Below are 17,385 nucleotides of genomic sequence, written 5' to 3' on the forward strand. Positions count from 1 at the left end.
TCCGCGGGGCGCCCCCGGTGGTGGGTGGTCGCGCGTCGTCAGGGCCGGACGAGCGGGTGCAGGCCCGCCGAGCGCGCGACCGCGTCCTGCGCGCCCGTCGTCTCCAGCCAGTTCGCCAGCAGCCGGTGCCCGCCCTCGGTGAGGACGCTCTCGGGGTGGAACTGGACCCCGTGCAGCGGCAGGTCGCGGTGCTGCAGGCCCATGATGATGCCGTTGGCCCGGGCGGTGACGACGAGGTCGTCCGGCACGGTCCCGTCCACGACGGCGAGCGAGTGGTAGCGGGTCGCGGTGAACGGCGTCGGCAGGCCCGCGAACACGCCCTGCCCGTCGTGCTCGACCTGGCTGGTCTTGCCGTGCATGAGCTCGGGGGCGTGCGTGACGGTGCCGCCGAAGACCTCGCCGAGCGCCTGGTGCCCGAGGCAGACACCGAGCATCGGGGTGCCGGTCGCGGCGCAGTCACGGATGACCTGCATCGAGGCTCCCGCGTCGGCGGGGGTGCCGGGGCCGGGCGAGACGAGGACGCCGTCGAACCCGGCGCGCTCGGCGAGCGGCGGGACGGCGTCGTTGCGCACGACGACGGTCTCGGCCCCGAGCTGGTCGAGGTAGCCGACGATCGTGTAGACGAAGGAGTCGTAGTTGTCGACGACGAGGATGCGGGTCACGGGTTCACTCCCCCACGGTGGTGTCGTTGAACGGCATGTACGGCGCGAGCCACGGGAACAGCCACGTGAAGCAGGTGGCGAGCACGGCGGCCGCGAGGACGAGCAGCAGCAGCACGCGGACCACGGCGGGTCCGGGCAGGTGGCGCCACAACCAGCCGTACATCAGGAGACCTCCGCGAGCTCGGCGGGCACGCCCTCGGAGACGGGCGCCCAGTAGTCCAGCACGCCGTGCACGATGTACCGCTCCCGCGCGGAGAACATCGGGTGGCAGGTGGTCAGGGTGATGTACCGCTCGGTCGGCTCGGCGTCCGGCTGGTTCGGGACGGGCGCGATGACGCGGACGTCCTGCGGCATGACGACCTCGGACGCGGTGACCCGGTAGACGTACCAGGTGTCCTGGGTCCACACCACGATCGGGTCGCCCTCCTGCAGCTCCTCGATGCGGTTGAACGGCTTGCCGTAGGTGGTGCGGTGCGCGGCGAGGGCGAAGTTCCCGACACCGCCGGGCATCGCGGTGCCCTCGTAGTGCCCGACGCCGAGCGGGTTGAGGACCCGGGGCCGGTCGGTGCCCTGCGTGATGGTGCGGGTGGGCTCGCCGTCCCAGCGCGGCACGCGCATGGACGCGAACGTCGTCAGGTACTCGGGCTCGTCGAGGACGGGCGGGTCGTCGTAGCGCGGCGTGACGACGGTCGGCCCCTCGTCGCCGACGGGCTGGAGCGGGACGTCCCAGCCCTGCTCCTCGACGATCGCGGCCTGGGCGCTGTTGGCCTCGACGTCGGTCCACCACAGCTGCCAGGCGAGGAACGCGAGCAGGAGCACCCCGGCCGTGATGAGGAGCTCGCCGAGCACCCCGACGGTCCCGAGGAGGAAGCCGCCACCGCGCCGCTGCTGCCGCTCGTGCCGGTCCCGTCGCGTCGTGGGCGCGACGGGCGGCACCTCCGTGCTGCTCATCCTCGTCCGTCCTCCCGGCGTGCCTGCGTGGCGGTGCTGTCCCCCGAGACGAGGCCCGGCAGCACCTCGGTCCCGGGCGGCACGCTGGCGTACCGCATGTCGACCGCCCCATCGTAGGCGGGCACGTCGAGGTCGGTGGTCGGGCGCGAGACCTCCCAGCCGAGGCCGACGACGTCGACCCAGGACCGGTAGGCCCGCACGGCGGGGTCGGCGTCGAGCGCCGAGAGCAGCTCGGCGGGGTCGCCGACGGCGGTGACGACGTACGGCGGCGAGTACCGGCGGCCCTGCAGGGACAGCACGTTGCCGATGCACTGGAACGCGCTGGTGGAGATGACCCGCTGGTCCATCAGGGCCATGGCCTCCGCTCCCCCCGCCCACAGGGCGTTGATCACGGCCTGCAGGTCCTGCTGGTGCACGACGAGGTCGTCCGGTCCCGTCCCGGCGGGACGGGGGCCGTCGGCGGGCGCGTCGTCCAGGGTGACGGTGATGCCGCGACCGGAGACCGCGACCTTGCCGGACGCGATGTCGTACGCCTGGCCGGCGGTCTGCCACTCGAGCCCGACGGTGCCGGTCTGCTCCTCGGTGAGCGCGTCGACCTGGCTGCGCAGGTCGGCGACGCGGTCGGCGAGGCGCTCGCGCCGGGCGTCCTCGTTGGTCTGCAGCCCGGCGAGGTCCTGCGGCTGGCGGGCGTCGGTGCCTCGGGAGATGCGCGCGTTCGCGGTGAACAGCGCCCCGGCGAGGGCCATCACGAGCGCGATGGAGAAGGTGCCGCGCAGGGCCCGACGGGTGCGGGTGCGACGCTGGCGGGCGAGCCGGTGGGCGGCGCGGGCGCGGGCGTGGTGCAGCCGGTCGGCGTCGTCCGTGGGCGCGCCGGGGACCGCGCGGTGCGCGTGGTGCTCACGGTGCGGCTCGGGCACGCTCGTCCCCCTCGGTCTCCCCACTACGCTAGGCCACGTCACGCGGGTCCGGGCGTTCGTCCACAGGTGATGTCCCCGGACCGGCCACGTGGTCGATCGGTCGAGGTCAGGAGCAACCGTGCCCAAGTCCAGGACGCGGCAGAAGTCGCACTACACCGCCCCGCAGGAGCGCCCGGCGGGGCCCCAGGTGAGCCCGCCGTGGTTCGTCCCGGTGCTCGTCGGCCTGCTGGTGGCGGGTCTGCTGTGGATCGTCGTCACCTACCTGACGAGCTTCGCCTTCCCGATCCCGGGCATCGGTGCCTGGAACCTCGCCGTGGGCTTCGCGTTCGCCCTCGTCGGCATGGGGATGGCGACCCGCTGGAAGTGACCTACGGGTGGGCGGCGACGGTCCTGCGGGGCCGCGCCGCCCGCCGGGTCGCCCACCGTCGTCCCCAGGTCGACGCCGGTTGTCCCCAGGGTGAGATCCCGATGATCCCGGGCTCCGACGCGTCGTTGCGGGGCCCTGTCCCCAACGGTGCACAACCCTGTGGATAACTACAGCCGTGTAATTCCACACCTGTGAGCAACGCTGGGGACGAGCATCAGAGCGTCCCGTAGCTCACCAGGACGGCTCCCACGAGCAGAACACCCGCGGCGACGCACGACCCCACCGCGACCGGCAGCCGCCGCTCCCGGGGGGCGTACGCGAACGCCGCACCCAGCGCCGCGCCCACGACGGCGCCACCGAGGTGCGCCTGCCACGCGACACCCGGCAGGACGAAGCCGAGCACGCCGTTGATGACGAGCACGCCGATGATCCCGCCGGCGCTGCGACCCACGCGCCGCAGCACGACGAGCACGGCGCCGAACAGACCGAACACCGCACCCGACGCCCCGACGAGGTACGTGTACCAGGACAGGTCGGCGGGCGAGGACAGCAGCAGGTACGCCACCGAGCCGCCCACGGCGCTCAGCAGGTACAGCGCGAGGTAGCGCCAGCGGCCGAGCGACGCCTCGAGGAACGGCCCGACCGACCAGAGCGCGATCATGTTGAACGCGATGTGCGCGATGCCGATGCCGCCGCCGGTGGAGTGCAGGAACGCCGCGGTGAGGAACCGCCACGGCTCGCTCTCCCCCAGCACCGGCGCGAACGCCAGCGCCTCGGTCCACCCCGGGACCGCGAGCTGGGCGAGGTAGCTCGCCACGCACAGCGCGATGAGGGTGAGGGTGACGACCGGTCGGCCGCCGGTGACGCGGCCGCCGAACGCGGTCCGCGCGGGGCGCGTCTGCTGCGCGGCCTCGCGCACGCAGTCCACGCACTGGATGCCCACCGCAGCCGGGCGCTGGCACTCCGGGCACGTCGGCCGGCCGCACCGCTGGCACCGCACGTACGCGACGCGGTCGGGGTGGCGCGGGCAGACCGGGGGCGGAGCAGGGGCAGAGCCCGGCTGCGGAGTGGTCATCGAGGAGTCAGGACTCGAACGAGACCGACTCGATCACCACGTCCTCGACCGGGCGGTCGCCCGGGCGGGTCGGGGTGGTCGCGATCGCGTCGACGACGGCACGGCTCTCGGCGTCCAGTACCTTGCCGAAGATGGTGTGCTTGCCGTTCAGGTGCGGCGTCGCGGTCACGGTGATGAAGAACTGCGAGCCGTTGGTGCCACCCACCTGGCCCGAGACCGGGTCGCGGCGCAGGCCGGCGTTGGCCATCGCGAGCAGGTACGGCTCGGAGAACCGCAGCTCGGGGTGGATCTCGTCGTCGAAGGTGTAGCCGGGGCCGCCGGTGCCGCGGCCCAGCGGGTCGCCGCCCTGGATCATGAAGCCGTCGATCACGCGGTGGAAGATCACGCCGTCGTACAGCGGGGCGTTCTTCTTCTCACCCGTGGCCGGGTCGGTCCACTCCTTGTCGCCGGTGGCGAGGCCGCGGAAGTTCTCCACGGTGGTGGGGGCGTGGTTCTCGAAGAGCTCGAGACGGATGTCGCCGCGGTTCGTGTGCAGGGTCGCCTTCATGCCGATCATCCTGTCACGCCCCCCTGGACGTCCGCCGGGGACCCGACCGGTGTTCGCAGAGGGACGAACACCACCCACTTCGCCCGCTGCCACCTGCGCGGGAGGCCCGACGGTGGCAGAGTGGGACGTCACCGGACCAGCATTGAGCGGGAGAGTGTGGACATGGCCTTCCTGACCCGACGGAGCAAGCTCGAGACCGTCACGGACCACCTGACCTCGGACAGCCTGAAGGCGAAGGCCGCCGACGTCGGCGCCGTGCTCGCCGACGCGGGCGGGAAGGCCGGCGACAGCGCCGGCCGGTTCGCCGCCGTGGCGAAGGAGCAGGCCGCCGACGCGGGCGTCGCCGCGAAGTCCGCGGCCGAGCACGCCGTCGAGTGGACGCAGCCGCGCGTCGAGGCCGCGATCGAGTGGCTGATCCCGCGCATCGACCACCTGTACAAGGAGAGCGTGAAGGCCGCCGCCCCGCGGGTGGAGAAGGCCGCGACCAAGGCCGCCCCCGTCATCGACACCGCGCACGACAAGCTCGTCGACGACCTGCTGCCCAAGCTCGTGCAGGCCGTCAACGACGCCGCGGTGCGCGCGGGCGGTGCCGTCGAGCACGTCGCCGACAAGGCCGCTGACAAGGGCGGCGCGCTCGCCGCCGCGGCCGCGGGTGCCGCCGCCGCGGCGACCAAGGCGGAGAAGAAGAAGCACAAGGGCGTCAAGCGGTTCTTCCTGGTCGCGACCGTCGTCGGCGCGGGTGCCGCCGTGTTCGCGTGGAGCCGGTCGCGCACGACCACGGACCCGTGGGCCGAGCCCTGGGAGCCGGAGGCCCCCACCGCGGACCAGCTGCGCGCCCGCGCGGGTGACGCCGCCGAGGCCGTGGGCGAGGCGGCGGGCGAGGCCGTGGCCCGCGGCCGCGAGGCCACCCGCAAGGCCGCCGAGAAGGTCGCCGAGGTCCGCGAGGACGTCGAGGAGCGCGTCGCCGACGCCGGCGAGAAGCTCACCGAGGCCACCGAGAAGGTCGCGGAGGCCGCGAAGAAGGCCACCCCGCGCCGCGCGGCCCCGAAGAAGCCGGACACGGACGCCGCGCCGGAGTCCTGACCTCCCGCTGATCCACCCGCAGGGCCGGGCACCGCACGGTGCCCGGCCCTGCGGCGTCCTGTCGTCCTGGTCCGAGGCGTCGGCCTAGTCGACCGGCAGGCGCACCGCCGTCCGGGCGGCGGCGACCTCCGCCGCCCGCCGTCCCGCGTCCCAGCCGCGCTCGCGCGCGACGACGTCCGCCGCGAGCCCCAGGACCTCGTCCCCGGGGTCGCCGGTCTGCCCGACCCCGGTGCGCCGGAGCAGCACGTCCGTGAGGTGCACGGGGGCCTCGTGCCGGGCCGCGTACGCCACGGTGGCGAGCGGCTCCCCGTCGGGCGTGACCGGGCGGGCGAGCGCCGGGTCCTCCCGCACGAGGTCGAGCACGGCGGCCGCCTCGGTGCCGTGCAGCCGGGTGAGCAGGGCGGCCGACCGCGCGTCGACGCCCACGGCGGCCGCGGCGGCGGTGGTCGCGTCCACCGCACCCGGCAGGTCCCCGGGCACGCACCCGTCCAGCGGCGTCCGGTCCGTGGTGGACCGGCGCACGGTCGTGCCGAGCCGGGTCGCGAGCCCGGTGACGACCCGGGACGCGAAGGCCCGCGCGGTCGTGTACTTGCCGCCGGTGGCGGTGACGAGCCCGGGGGCCCCGTCCCGGTCGTGGTCGACCACCTCGGAGGCCCGGGAGGCGGTGTACGTGTCGGTGCCGCCGCTCTCGGTGAGCGGTCGTAGCCCGCCGTACGCGGCGACGACGTCCTCGGGCGCGATCCGGATGCCGCCGGTGTTGCCGGTGCTGACGGCGGCGACCAGGTCGTCCACGGCGCGCCGGGTGAGCCGCCAGTCCGCGACCCGCCCGTGGTACGGCGTCTCGGTGGGTCCGACGAGACTGAGCCCGCGCCAGGGCGCGAAGCTGAAGTGCCCGTGCGGCAGGACCGTCAGCACCATCACCTCCGTCGGGACCCGGGTGACGAGGTAGATGCCCTCGGACCGCACGGTCGGCTCGGGTCCGGCGAGCGCGGCAGTCAGCGGGGTGGACAGCAGCAGGTCGCGCGCCCAGGGACCGGTGGCGTTCACCGTGATCCGCGCCCGCACCAGACCCGGTCGGTCCGCAGCGAGGTCGGTGACCTCGGCCCCGACGACCCGCCCGCGCTCGACCACGAACCGGTCGGCGCGGGTGTACGACGCCCACCGGGCCCCGGCCGCGGCCGCGGTGCGGAGGAACGCGAGGGTCAACCGCTCCGGGGAGAGGCAGAGGGCGTCGTGGTACAGCAGCCCGGAGCGCAGCGTGGGCAGGCCGAGGCGGTCGAGCTCGCTGCGGCGCAGGGTCCGGTGCGCGGGGATGCGCCGGTCGGGTGAGGCGCCCCGGTTCCGGTCGGCGGAGAGCAGGTCGTACGCGACGAGCCCGGCGTGCTCCACCGGTCCCGGGTCGGGCAGCACGATGGGCAGCGGCTCCACGAGGTTGGGCGCGATCCGCATCAGGGTGCGGCGCTCGGCCAGCGACTCCCGGACCAGGCCGACCTCCAGGCGCTTGAGGTACCGCAGCCCGCCGTGGACGAGCTTGCCCGTCGCGGCGGAGGTGGCGCCGCCGACGTCGCCCTGCTCGACCAGCGCGACCGACAGGCCGCGGCTGGTGGCCTCGTGGGCGAGCGCCGCCCCGGTGATGCCGCCGCCGATGACCAGCACGTCGACCTCGTCGTCCCCGGCGAACCGGGCACGGGTGAGCGTGGTGGTCACGCGGGGCCCCCGACGGCCGCCGACCCGGCCTCGATGCGGCGCAGGAACCGCCGCCGCTCGCTCGGGACGTCCAGCAGTCCGAGCCGCAGCACCCGCGCGCAGGTGAGCCACCGCTCGACCTCGGCCGGGGTCAGCCCGGACACGGCGAGGTACCGGGCCAGGTAGTACCGCAGGACCGCGCGTCTCGACGCCGCGTACAGGGCCAGGAGCAGCGGCGGCGTCCCCGGGAACAGCTCGACCTCCCGCATGAGGACGACGGACATCGCGACGTCCGCGGCCGCGGGTCCCCGGCACGCGGACTGCCAGTCGATGACGGCGTGGCCCTCGTGGTGCTCGTAGACGTTCTGCGGGTGGAAGTCGAGGTGCAGCACCGAGTCACCGTCGGGCAGGTCCCGGAACCGGGCGCGCAGCCGGGTGCGGGTCACCGTGCCGAGCGTCCGCAGCCGCGGGGTGTCGAGCAGCGACACCGCGAGGTCCCGGACGTCGGGCAGCGCGTCGGTGCGCGCCTCGTGGACCCGGGCGTGCAGGTCGGCGAGCGTGCGGGACATCTCCGGCAGGCGCCGGGGGTCCTTCTCCGCCTGCCGCGCGATGCCCGGCCCGGTGAGCCGGTCGAAGACGACGCCGGGTCGCCCGGACCGCTCCGCGAGCCCGAGGCAGCGCACGCTGGGGACGCCCAGGGCGTGCACGAGCGTCGCGGCGTCCCGCTCCTGGGCCACCAGGGCGCGATCCGTGCCCTCCGGGTACACCTTGATGGCGGTGCCGACGCCGTACGCGTACACCTCGGACGTGCGCCCGTGCCCAAGCAGCGCACCCTCGTCGGGCGCCGTCACCGGTCCGCTCTCCGGGTGCTGCCGTAGCCGGTCGCGGTGGCGGCCTCGACCACGTCGCGCTGCTGTCCCGCGGTCAGCGCCCGGGGCTCCCCCACGGCGCGGGCGTGCCACGCGAGGTCGCACAACCACTCGGTGAGCTCGGCGTTCCCGACGGCCGCGCGCAGGTCGGCGCCGAGGGCGACCGCCCCGTGGTTCGCCATCAGCGCGGCGAGCCGCCCGTCGAGCGCGGCCCCGACCGCCCGGGCGAGGTCGGCGCTGCCGAAGGTGTGGAACGGTGCGACCCGCAGCGAGCCGCCCAGCACGAGCTGCTGGTAGTGGAGCACCGGGATCTCGTCGGCCACCAGACCCATCGCGGTGGCCATCCGGGAGTGGGTGTGCACCACGGCCCCGACCTGGGCAGGCGGGGCGTGCCGGTAGACGCCGAGGTGCAGGTCGCGCTCGGAGGTCGGTTGCAGGTCCCCCGCCACGACCCGCCCGTCCAGGTCGACGACGGTGACCTCGTCGACGGTGGTGGTGGCGAGGTCGCACCCGGTGGCGGTCACCGCGACGAGGTCCCCGTCGCGGGCGCTGACGTTCCCGGCGGTGCCGATCACCAGCCCGCTGGCGGCGATGCCGCGGGAGGCCGCGGCGACCGCGGCGCGCAGGTCGTGCAGGTCTGACGTCGTCGTCATGGGGAGAACCTGGCCCGGACGCGCGCCGGAGTCAAGGACCCGTCAGGCGGGTCGTCGGTGGTGCAGCCGCGGCCGGTACCGCAGCTCCAGGGTGCGGCCGTCCAGCGTCCGGGACCCGAGCAGGTCGAGGTCGAGGTCCGGGACGCCCGCCAGGACGGGCTCGGTGCCGCTGCGCCCGGTGACCACGGGGAACACGGTGATCTGGAGGATGTCGACCAGCCCTGCCGCGAGCAGCGCCCGGTTGAGGCTCAGGCTGCCGTGCGACCGCAGCGGCACGGGGGAGTCCGCCTTGAGCCGCCGGACGACGTCCACGGCGTCCCCACGGACGACGGTGGCGTCCGGCCAGTCCACGGGCTCGTCGAGCGTGCCGGAGACCACGGTCGCGGGCAGGGCGCGCATCGCGGTGACCCAGGGGTCGTGCACTTCGGAGTCGGCGGGGCCGTCGAGCATCTGCACGAACTCGCGGTAGGTGCGGGCACCGAGGACCATCCGCTGCGGCGCGCGGTACTGCTCCTCGCGGTGGGCGAGCAGCTCCGGGCCCTGCCGGCCCCAGTAGCCTCCCCAGTCGCCGGGCGGCCCGTAGGAGCCGAAGCCGTCGAGGCTGGTGAAGACGTCGAACGTGTACGTGGCAGCCATGGCACGTCCCTCACGGGTCGACGCGTTGAGTGGAGCCAAGGGGACTCGAACCCCTAACCCCCTGCTTGCAAAGCAGGTGCGCTACCAATTGCGCCATGGCCCCGTACCGAACCGGGGTCCGGGTGCTGCGGGGGTGCTACTCGACCGTGTCGGTGACCTCGGCCCACAGGTCGCGGTCATCACGCTCGGCGGCGTACCGGGTCCACGCCACGTAGGCGACCGCGGCGACAGCCGTCAGGAGCAGGAGCTTCTTCACGGGTACTACCCCCAAGGGCTCGGGAGTGGGCCTAAGAGGACTTGAACCTCTGACCTCTTCCTTATCAGGGAAGCGCTCTAACCGTCTGAGCTATAGGCCCGTCGCACACCAGCATCCTGGCGTGCCGGACGAGACTACCCCAGCAGGGGCCGCCCGCCCAAACCGTGCGTCACTCGTCGGTCATGGTGACGTGGATGCCACCCACCAGCGCCGCGGTGATGTTGTACAGGAACGACCCGATCGTGGCGAGCGCGGTGATGAGCACGATGTCCACGACGGCGACCAGCGTCGCGACCGAGAGCACCCGGTCGAACTCGACGTACTGCATGAGGTCGAAGTCGGAGTCCGCGAGGATCTCGGTGACCAGGCCCTCGATGGTCGCGAACACCTGGAGCGAGTCCAGGGCCAGCCACACGACGGCCGTCGCGACGACGATCATGATGCCGATCGCGACGGACATCAGGAACGACAGCTTCATGACCGACCACGGGTCGACCCGCGAGATCGCGAGGCGCACCCGGCGGGGGCCGGAACCGGTCGTCAGGCCGGACGAGGCGGGGCGCGCGGCGGTGGTGCTGCCGGCGGCAGGCGCCTCAGCGGCCGGCGTGGGGGCCGCGGCCGGGGTGGACGACGACGACCCGGTGCCGGAGGACGCCGGACGCGGGGTCGTACCGGTCGTGGTACCGGACGCGGGCGCGGCGGCCGGCTTGGTCTTCACGGCGGAGGTCCGTGCGGCGGCACCGGTCTTGGGCTGCGCGGCCGTCGCCGGCGCGCGGGTGCCGGTGTCGGTGGCCGTGCGGCCGGCGGCGGGCTTCTCCGGCGCGTCGGACCCGCCGGACTTGCGCGGCGGGATGGACGGCGGGGTGTCGCTGCTCATCGGCTCTCCTCGGGATCAGGAGCGGGGGAGGCGGTGGCGGTGCGGCTCACGCGTCCTCCTCGGCGGTCTCGTCGGCGTCCGGGACCTCCGGCGCCGCGGTGGCGGTCTCGTCGGTCCCCGCGGGGACGTCGGACGCCACGTCGGACTCGGCCGACCCGTCCACGGTACCCGCCTCGTCACCCAGGTGGCGCTCGATGTTGCGGGCCACCGCGATGATGCGGTCCCCGTTGTCGGGCTTCGCGAAGATCACGCCCTGCGTGGTGCGGCCCGTCGCGTTCACCTCGGAGGTCGCGGAACGCACGATCTTGCCGCGCTCCATGATGACGAGGACCTCGTCGTCGGCGTCCGTGACCAGCGCGCCGACCAGGTCGCCGTTGGCCTCGGGGAGGTTGGCCACCTTGATGCCGAGGCCGCCACGGCCCTGCACCCGGTAGTTCTCCACCGTGAGGGCGGTGCGCTTGGCGATGCCGCCCTGCGTGACGGTGAACAGGAACGCCTCCTCGCGGACGACGTCCATGGCCAGCAGCTCGTCGTCGGCGCGGAACTTCATGCCGGTGACGCCCGAGGTCGCGCGGCCCATCGGGCGCAGCGCCTCGTCGGTCGCGGTGAACCGCAGCGACTGGCCCTTGCGGGAGACGAGGATCAGGTCGTTCACCGAGTCCACGATGCGCGCCGAGACGAGCTCGTCGGGCAGGCCGTGCTCGTCCTCGCGCAGGTTGATCGCGATGACGCCGCCGGACCGGTTGGAGTCGTACTCGGTGAGCCGGGTCTTCTTCACCAGGCCGCGCTGCGTCGCCAGCACCAGGTACTCCGCCTGGTCGTAGCTGCGCAGGTCGAGGACCTGGGCGATCTTCTCGCCCGGCTGGAACGCCAGCAGGTTCGCGACGTGCTGGCCCTTGGCGTCCCGGCCGCCCTCGGGCAGCTCGTACGCCTTGGCGCGGTACACGCGGCCGAGGTTCGTGAAGAAGAGCAGCCAGTGGTGCGTCGTCGTCACGAAGAAGTGGTCGACGATGTCGTCCTCGCGCAGCTGCGCGCCGCGCACGCCCTTGCCACCCCGGCGCTGCGCCCGGTAGTTGTCCGAGCGCGTCCGCTTGGCGTAGCCGCCGCGGGTGATGGTGACGACCATCTCCTCCTCGGCGATGAGGTCCTCGACGGACACCTCGCCGTCGAACGGCAGGATCGTCGTGCGGCGCTCGTCGCCGTACTTGGTGACGATCTCGTCCATCTCGTCACGCACGATGCCGCGCTGGCGGTCCGGGGAGGCGAGGATCTCGCGGTACCCGAGGATCTCGGTCTCGAGCTTCGCGTACTCGTCCAGGATGCGCTGGCGCTCCAGGGCGGCCAGGCGACGCAGCTGCAGGGTGAGGATCGCGTTGGCCTGGACCTCGTCGATGTTGAGGAGGGCCATCAGGCCGGTGCGGGCCTCGTCGGCGTCGGGGGAGCGGCGGATCAGCGCGATGACCTCGTCCAGCGCGTCCAGCGCCTTGAGGTAGCCGCGGTAGATGTGGATCTGCTCCTCGGCCTTGCGCAGCCGGAAGTTCGTCCGCCGGACGATGACGTCGAGCTGGTGGGTCGTCCAGTGGCGGATGAACGCGTCCAGGCTGAGCGTGCGGGGCACGCCGTCGACCAGGGCGAGCATGTTGGCGCCGAACGTGTCCTGCAGCTGCGTGTGCTTGTACAGGTTGTTCAGGACGACCTTGGCGACGGCGTCGCGCTTGAGCACGATGACCAGGCGCTGGCCGGTGCGGCCAGAGGTCTCGTCGCGGATGTCCGCGATGCCCTGGACCCGGTTCTCGCGGACCAGGTCGGCGATCTTCTTCGCGAGGGTGTCCGGGTTGACCTGGTAGGGCAGCTCGGTGACGACCAGGCAGATGCGGCCCTGGATCTCCTCGACCTCGACGACCGCGCGCATCGTGATGGAGCCGCGACCGGTGCGGTACGCCTCCTCGATGCCCTTGTGGCCGAGGATCGTCGCGCCGGTGGGGAAGTCGGGGCCCTTGACGCGCATCAGCAGCGCCGCGAGCAGCTCCTCCTTGGACGCCTCCGGGTTGTCGAGGTGCCAGCGGACGCCCTCGGCGACCTCGCGCAGGTTGTGCGGCGGGATGTTGGTCGCCATGCCGACCGCGATGCCGGCGGATCCGTTGACCAGCAGGTTCGGGAACCGGGACGGCAGGATCGACGGCTCCTGCGTGCGGCCGTCGTAGTTGTCCTGGAAGTCGACGGTGTCCTCGTCGATGTCCCGGACCATCTCCATGGCGAGCGGGGCCATCTTGCACTCGGTGTACCGCGGGGCGGCCGCCGGGTCGTCGCCGGGGGAGCCGAAGTTCCCCTGGCCCGCGACCAGCGGGTACCGCAGCGACCAGTCCTGGACCAGCCGCACCAGGGCGTCGTAGATCGAGGTGTCGCCGTGCGGGTGGTACTTGCCCATGACGTCGCCGACGACGCGGGAGCACTTGGAGAACTGCCGGTCCGGCCGGTAGCCGCCGTCGTACATGGCGTACAGCACGCGGCGGTGCACCGGCTTGAGGCCGTCCCGGACGTCGGGGAGCGCGCGACCCACGATGACGGCCATCGCGTAGTCCAGGTAGGACCGCTGCATCTCGAGCTGCAGGTCCACCTGGTCGATGCGGCCGTGCTCGATGTTGTCGCCGGTCAGCTCAGTCACAGGTCAGGTCCTTCGGTGGGACTGGTCCCGGCGCCGGGCCGGGAGGTCGGGAGGAGGCGGGGCGCCGCGGTCAGACGTCGAGGAAGCGGACGTCGCGCGCGTTGCGCTGGATGAAGGAACGGCGGGACTCGACGTCCTCGCCCATCAGCACCGAGAAGATCTCGTCCGCGGCGGCCGCCTCGTCCAGCGTGACCTGCAGCAGCGTGCGGTGCTCGGGCGCCATCGTGGTCTCCCACAGCTCCGAGTAGTCCATCTCACCGAGACCCTTGTAGCGCTGGATCCCGTTGTCCTTGGGGATCCGCTTGCCCTTGGCCTGCCCCTCGGCGAGCATCGCGTCCCGCTCGCGGTCCGAGTAGACGTAGTCGTGCGCCGCGTTGGACCACTTGATGCGGTAGAGCGGCGGCTGCGCCATGTAGACGTGGCCCTTGAGGATGAGGTCCGGCATGTACCGGTAGAGCAGCGTCAGCAGCAGCGTGCAGATGTGCCGGCCGTCGACGTCGGCGTCGGCCATGAGCACGATCTTGTGGTACCGCAGCTTCGAGGCGTCGAAGTCCTCGCCGATGCCGGTGCCGAACGCCGTGATGAGCGCCTGCACCTCGGCGTTGCCGAGGGCCCGGTCGAGGCGGGCGCGCTCGACGTTGAGGATCTTGCCGCGCAGCGGCAGGATCGCCTGCGTCTGCGGGTTGCGGCCGCGCACGGCGGAACCGCCGGCGGAGTCACCCTCGACGATGAAGATCTCGCACTCGGCGGGGTTGTTGGACTGGCAGTCCTTGAGCTTGCCCGGCATCGAGTTGGACTCGAGCAGGCCCTTGCGGCGCGTGGCCTCCCGGGCCTTGCGGGCCGCGAGCCGGGCCTGGGACGCCTGGATGGCCTTGCGGATGACGTCCTTGGCCTCGTTCGGGTGCGAGTCCAGCCAGTCGGCGAGCTGCTCGTTGACGACGCGCTGCACGAAGGTCTTGGCCTCGGTGTTGCCGAGCTTCGTCTTGGTCTGGCCCTCGAACTGCGGCTCGCCGAGCTTGATCGACACGACGGCGGTCAGGCCCTCGCGGATGTCGTCGCCGGTGAGGTTGTCGTCCTTCTCCTTGAGGATGCCCTTCTCGCGGGCGTACCGGTTGACCAGCGAGGTCATGGCCGCACGGAAGCCCTCCTCGTGCGTGCCGCCCTCGGTGGTGGAGATGGTGTTGGCGTACGTGTGCACCGACTCGGAGTACGCGCTGGTCCACTGCATCGCGACCTCGAGCGACAGGCGGCGCTCGGTGTCCTCGGCCTCGAAGTCGATGACGTCGGGGTGCACCAGGTCGACCTTCTTGGCCGCGTTCAGGTGCTTGACGTAGTCGACCAGGCCGCCGTCGTACTTGTAGGTCACGGTGCGGGCCTTCGGGGCGTCCGTCGCGGAGGCGTCGTCCCCGGCGACCTCGTCCTCGGTACCGGTGTGCTGCGGGCGCTCGTCGGTCAGTGAGATCTGCAGCCCCTTGTTGAGGAACGCCATCTGCTGGAACCGGGACCGCAGGGTCTCGAAGTCGTACTCGACGGTCTCGAAGATGCTCGGGTCGGCCCAGAACGTCTGCGAGGTGCCGGTCTCCTCCGTCGCCGCGCCCTGGCGCAGCTCGCTGGCCGGCTTGCCGCCGTCCGCGAAGTCCATCTCCCAGGCGAAGCCGTCGCGCCGCACGACCGTCTGCACACGGGTCGACAGCGCGTTGACCACGGAGATGCCGACGCCGTGCAGGCCGCCGGAGACCGCGTAGCCGCCGCCGCCGAACTTGCCGCCCGCGTGCAGGATGGTCATGACGACCTCGACGGTGGGCTTGCCCTCCGTCGGGTGCATCGCGACGGGGATGCCACGGCCGTTGTCGACGACCTGGACGCCGCCGTCGGCGCGCAGCACGACCTCGATGTGGTCGCAGTACCCGGCGAGGGCCTCGTCGACGGAGTTGTCGACCACCTCGTAGACGAGGTGGTGCAGGCCGCGCTCACCGGTCGAGCCGATGTACATGCCGGGGCGCTTGCGCACGGCCTCGAGACCCTCGAGGACCGTGATCGCGGACGCGTCGTAGGCGGGAGTCCCGTTCGCCGCCCCCCCGGGTGCGGAGGGATCAGGTGCGGTGGAGGGGCTCTGGTCTGCCACGAGCGGTGGTGCTCCTCAGTTCTCGTACGCGGCGGAGGCGCCCGTCCTCCACGCGGGAGGGCGGATCACTCCACGACGGCGGAGATCGTGCGTCCTGGACCGGCGCAGACGCGCCAGAGATGTCCCTCTTAGTGTACCCGTCCCTGCCGAAAAACCGCGGAGATCGCCCCACCCTGGGGACGACGGCCTCAGCCCCAGGTGTCCCGGGGGCCCCGGCCGCGCACCGCCCGCTTGCCCTTGCCGAACCCCGGGCCCGCCGGACCGAGCACCCGGACGTCCACCACGACGCCCTCGCCGACGTCCTCGGCCATGCGCCGCACGAGCTGCGGGGCGAGCATCTTCAGCTGCTGGGCCCATGCCGTCGAGTCCGTCCGCACGACCAGCACCCCGTCCGCGAACGTCTCCGGCGTGCAGTGGTCCGCGATCTGGTCGCCCACGACGTCGCGCCACCGGCCGACCACGCCGCCGACCGAGATCTCCTGCACCCAGCCGCGGTCCCGGAACAGGGACGACATCGTGCTCGACACCGTCTGCGGGTCCCGCGCGTGCACGCCCGGGGCGTCCCGCTCGGCGGCGGACAGCGGGGACCGACCGCGCGGCTTCTCGCCCGGGCGGTAGCCCTTGGACCGCGCGACCGCGCGGAACCGGGCCAGGGACTGCTTCGCCATCTGCGTCGCCGGGGTGGCGTCCTCCAGCCGCTCGGTGACCGGGACCGACGGGTCGGGCGGGGGGAGGACGGGCTCCTCGGCGTCGCCCGGGGTGGCGGCGCCAGGCGCGGCGTCCCCGTCAGGCGCCACGGGTGACCTCGGAGGCCAGCACGTCGTAGCGCGCGCCCTGCAGCTGCGGGGGCACGTCCCCGGGGACGGCCGCGGTGACGAACACCTGCCGGGCGCCCGCGACCATCTCGGCCAGCCGGGCGCGCCGCTTGGCGTCGAGCTCCGCGAACACGTCGTCCAGCATGAGCACCGGCTCGCCGTCCGGCCCGGAGTCCGCGACCCAGAGCTGCGCGGCGTCCTGCTCGGTGCCCGCCTGCGGGCCGTGGGTCAGCAGCTCGTACGACGCGAGCCGCAGCGCGAGCGCCACCGACCAGGACTCGCCGTGGCTCGCGTACCCCTTCGCGGGCAGGTCGCCGAGGGTGAGCACGAGGTCGTCGCGGTGCGGCCCGACCAGGCAGACACCCCGCTCGAGCTCCTTGGGGCGCACCCGCGACAGCGCCTCGAGCATCTGCTGCTCGACCACGCGCGACGGGGTGGTGGCGTCGGCGCCCTCGGCGGGCTCGCCCCCCTCCAGCACCGCCGCGAGCGAGGACCGGTAGCCCACGTGCGCGGCGCCCTGGCCGTCGCTGACCCGCTCGTAGGCGTCGGCGACGTACGGCGCGAGCGCCGCGACCACGGCCTGCCGCGCGATGATCACGTGCGCGCCGAGCTCGGCGAGCTTGCTGTCCCACACGTCGAGGGTGCTCAGGTCCGGCTTCGTCCGGGACCCCCGGAACCCGCCCGCCGACTTCAGCAGGGCGGTGCGCTGCCGCACGACCCGGTCGTACTCGCTGAACACCCCGGCCAGCCGCGGCGTCACCTGCACGGCCAGCGCGTCCACGAACCGGCGCCGCCCGTCCGGGTCGCCCTTGACCAGCGCGAGGTCCTCCGGGGCGAACAGCACCGAGCGCAGCGCGCCGACGACGTCCCGGGCACGGGACGGTGCGCCGTTGAGCTTGACCCGGTTGGACCGACCGGAGCCGAGCTGCACGTCGATGACGAGCGCCCGCTCGGACCCGTCGTCCTGGGCCCGCACGATGCGGGACCGCACCACGGCCGCCGACGCGCCCGCCCGCACGAGCGGGGCGTCGGTCGGCACCCGGTGGCTGGAGAACGTCGAGACGTACCCGATCGCCTCGACGAGGTTCGTCTTGCCCTGCCCGTTCGGCCCCACGAGCGCGGTGATGCCGGGCTCGAAGGTCAGGTCGACCTGGTGGTACGACCGGAAGTCCGTCAGGGACAGGTGCGAGACGTACATCCG

General features: G+C 73.2%; 18 protein-coding genes and 2 tRNA genes. 2 read left to right on the top strand and 18 right to left on the bottom strand.

What is annotated here, in order from left to right; all coding sequences use genetic code 11:
* Positions 1-38: 38 nt before the first annotated feature.
* Genes EBM89_RS00320 through EBM89_RS00330 form a run of 4 tightly spaced genes read right to left on the bottom strand, consistent with a single transcriptional unit; the run spans position 39 to position 2,530 of the window.
* Entirely contained in the window at positions 39-662 is a 624-nt protein-coding gene (locus tag EBM89_RS00320) for an aminodeoxychorismate/anthranilate synthase component II (protein ID WP_122147468.1), read from the bottom strand.
* A gap of 4 nt (positions 663-666) precedes the next feature.
* On the bottom strand, positions 667-825 hold the full coding sequence (locus EBM89_RS21735) for a hypothetical protein (RefSeq protein WP_199731916.1): 159 nt from the start codon (positions 823-825) through the stop codon (positions 667-669).
* Positions 825-1,613, bottom strand: coding sequence for a class E sortase (locus EBM89_RS00325; protein WP_122147469.1), 789 nt, complete (start codon positions 1,611-1,613; stop codon positions 825-827). The genes EBM89_RS21735 and EBM89_RS00325 overlap by 1 nt, the downstream gene beginning before the upstream one ends.
* Positions 1,610-2,530 carry a DUF881 domain-containing protein gene (locus EBM89_RS00330; protein ID WP_233571438.1) on the bottom strand — a complete coding sequence of 307 codons (921 nt, stop codon included), beginning with the start codon at positions 2,528-2,530 and terminating at the stop codon, positions 1,610-1,612. Before EBM89_RS00330 ends, EBM89_RS00325 begins: the two co-directional genes overlap by 4 nt.
* Positions 2,531-2,648: 118 nt before the next feature.
* Here EBM89_RS00330 and EBM89_RS00335 point away from each other — a divergent pair, with 118 nt between their 5' ends.
* The gene (locus EBM89_RS00335) at positions 2,649-2,897 is read left to right on the top strand and encodes a cell division protein CrgA (RefSeq protein ID WP_122147470.1); all 249 of its coding nucleotides are present in this window, start codon (positions 2,649-2,651) and stop codon (positions 2,895-2,897) included.
* 214 nt (positions 2,898-3,111) lie between these two features.
* Here EBM89_RS00335 and EBM89_RS00340 read toward each other — a convergent pair whose 3' ends face one another.
* A complete protein-coding gene (locus tag EBM89_RS00340; RefSeq protein WP_122147471.1) occupies positions 3,112-3,972 on the bottom strand; it encodes a rhomboid family intramembrane serine protease in 861 nt (286 codons plus the stop codon).
* Positions 3,973-3,979: 7 nt separating this feature from the next.
* Positions 3,980-4,519, bottom strand: coding sequence for a peptidylprolyl isomerase (locus EBM89_RS00345; RefSeq protein ID WP_122147501.1), 540 nt, complete (start codon positions 4,517-4,519; stop codon positions 3,980-3,982).
* Positions 4,520-4,681: 162 nt separating this feature from the next.
* On the opposite strand from EBM89_RS00345, the gene EBM89_RS20955 reads away from it, so the two are divergent.
* Positions 4,682-5,602, top strand: a complete 921-nt coding sequence (locus tag EBM89_RS20955; RefSeq protein ID WP_158609420.1) for a hypothetical protein — start codon at positions 4,682-4,684, stop codon at positions 5,600-5,602.
* Positions 5,603-5,686: 84 nt separating this feature from the next.
* Here the strand turns inward: EBM89_RS20955 and EBM89_RS00355 are convergent, their stop codons facing one another.
* The 12 genes from EBM89_RS00355 to recF form a co-directional block, all read right to left on the bottom strand.
* Complete coding sequence (locus tag EBM89_RS00355) at positions 5,687-7,309, bottom strand: glycerol-3-phosphate dehydrogenase/oxidase (protein ID WP_122147472.1); 1,623 nt, start codon at positions 7,307-7,309, stop codon at positions 5,687-5,689.
* Positions 7,306-8,139: a phosphotransferase family protein gene (locus EBM89_RS00360; RefSeq protein WP_158609421.1), complete on the bottom strand. Its 834-nt coding sequence runs from the start codon at positions 8,137-8,139 to the stop codon at positions 7,306-7,308. Before EBM89_RS00360 ends, EBM89_RS00355 begins: the two co-directional genes overlap by 4 nt.
* The gene (locus EBM89_RS00365) at positions 8,136-8,810 is read right to left on the bottom strand and encodes a class II aldolase/adducin family protein (protein WP_122147474.1); all 675 of its coding nucleotides are present in this window, start codon (positions 8,808-8,810) and stop codon (positions 8,136-8,138) included. The genes EBM89_RS00360 and EBM89_RS00365 overlap by 4 nt, the downstream gene beginning before the upstream one ends.
* Positions 8,811-8,852: 42 nt before the next feature.
* Positions 8,853-9,446, bottom strand: coding sequence for a dihydrofolate reductase family protein (locus EBM89_RS00370; protein ID WP_122147475.1), 594 nt, complete (start codon positions 9,444-9,446; stop codon positions 8,853-8,855).
* Positions 9,447-9,476: 30 nt separating this feature from the next.
* Positions 9,477-9,549, bottom strand: a tRNA-Ala gene (locus EBM89_RS00375).
* Between the two features lie 33 nt (positions 9,550-9,582).
* On the bottom strand, positions 9,583-9,702 hold the full coding sequence (locus EBM89_RS21940; protein WP_233571439.1) for a DLW-39 family protein: 120 nt from the start codon (positions 9,700-9,702) through the stop codon (positions 9,583-9,585).
* Between the two features lie 26 nt (positions 9,703-9,728).
* Positions 9,729-9,802: transfer RNA gene (locus EBM89_RS00380), tRNA-Ile, on the bottom strand.
* Between the two features lie 69 nt (positions 9,803-9,871).
* Entirely contained in the window at positions 9,872-10,579 is a 708-nt protein-coding gene (locus tag EBM89_RS00385) for a DUF3566 domain-containing protein (RefSeq protein WP_122147476.1), read from the bottom strand.
* Between the two features lie 46 nt (positions 10,580-10,625).
* A complete protein-coding gene (gyrA, locus tag EBM89_RS00390; RefSeq protein WP_122147477.1) occupies positions 10,626-13,244 on the bottom strand; it encodes a DNA gyrase subunit A in 2,619 nt (872 codons plus the stop codon).
* A 70-nt stretch (positions 13,245-13,314) separates the two neighbouring features.
* Positions 13,315-15,369: a DNA topoisomerase (ATP-hydrolyzing) subunit B gene (gyrB, locus tag EBM89_RS00395; protein WP_122147478.1), complete on the bottom strand. Its 2,055-nt coding sequence runs from the start codon at positions 15,367-15,369 to the stop codon at positions 13,315-13,317.
* 188 nt (positions 15,370-15,557) lie between these two features.
* Positions 15,558-16,166, bottom strand: coding sequence for a DciA family protein (locus tag EBM89_RS00400; protein ID WP_233571440.1), 609 nt, complete (start codon positions 16,164-16,166; stop codon positions 15,558-15,560).
* A complete protein-coding gene (gene recF / locus EBM89_RS00405) occupies positions 16,156-17,382 on the bottom strand; it encodes a DNA replication/repair protein RecF (RefSeq protein WP_122147479.1) in 1,227 nt (408 codons plus the stop codon). Before recF ends, EBM89_RS00400 begins: the two co-directional genes overlap by 11 nt.
* Between the last annotated feature and the right edge of the window lie 3 nt (positions 17,383-17,385).

The sequence above is a fragment of the Cellulomonas triticagri genome (assembly GCF_003696205.1).
GTDB classification, from domain to species: domain Bacteria; phylum Actinomycetota; class Actinomycetes; order Actinomycetales; family Cellulomonadaceae; genus Cellulomonas; species Cellulomonas triticagri.

Bases quoted from the DNA above. Each gene is read 5' to 3' on its own strand.
- EBM89_RS00365 (WP_122147474.1), bottom strand. From the start codon at position 8,810: ATGACGACGACGTCAGACCTGCACGACCTGCGCGCCGCGGTCGCCGCG.
- EBM89_RS00385 (WP_122147476.1), bottom strand. From the start codon at position 10,579: ATGAGCAGCGACACCCCGCCGTCCATCCCGCCGCGCAAGTCCGGCGGG.
- EBM89_RS21735 (WP_199731916.1), bottom strand. From the start codon at position 825: ATGTACGGCTGGTTGTGGCGCCACCTGCCCGGACCCGCCGTGGTCCGC.
- EBM89_RS00370 (WP_122147475.1), bottom strand. From the start codon at position 9,446: ATGGCTGCCACGTACACGTTCGACGTCTTCACCAGCCTCGACGGCTTC.
- EBM89_RS00345 (WP_122147501.1), bottom strand. From the start codon at position 4,519: ATGAAGGCGACCCTGCACACGAACCGCGGCGACATCCGTCTCGAGCTC.
- recF (WP_122147479.1), bottom strand. From the start codon at position 17,382: ATGTACGTCTCGCACCTGTCCCTGACGGACTTCCGGTCGTACCACCAG.
- EBM89_RS00340 (WP_122147471.1), bottom strand. From the start codon at position 3,972: ATGACCACTCCGCAGCCGGGCTCTGCCCCTGCTCCGCCCCCGGTCTGC.
- EBM89_RS20955 (WP_158609420.1), top strand. From the start codon at position 4,682: ATGGCCTTCCTGACCCGACGGAGCAAGCTCGAGACCGTCACGGACCAC.
- EBM89_RS00325 (WP_122147469.1), bottom strand. From the start codon at position 1,613: ATGAGCAGCACGGAGGTGCCGCCCGTCGCGCCCACGACGCGACGGGAC.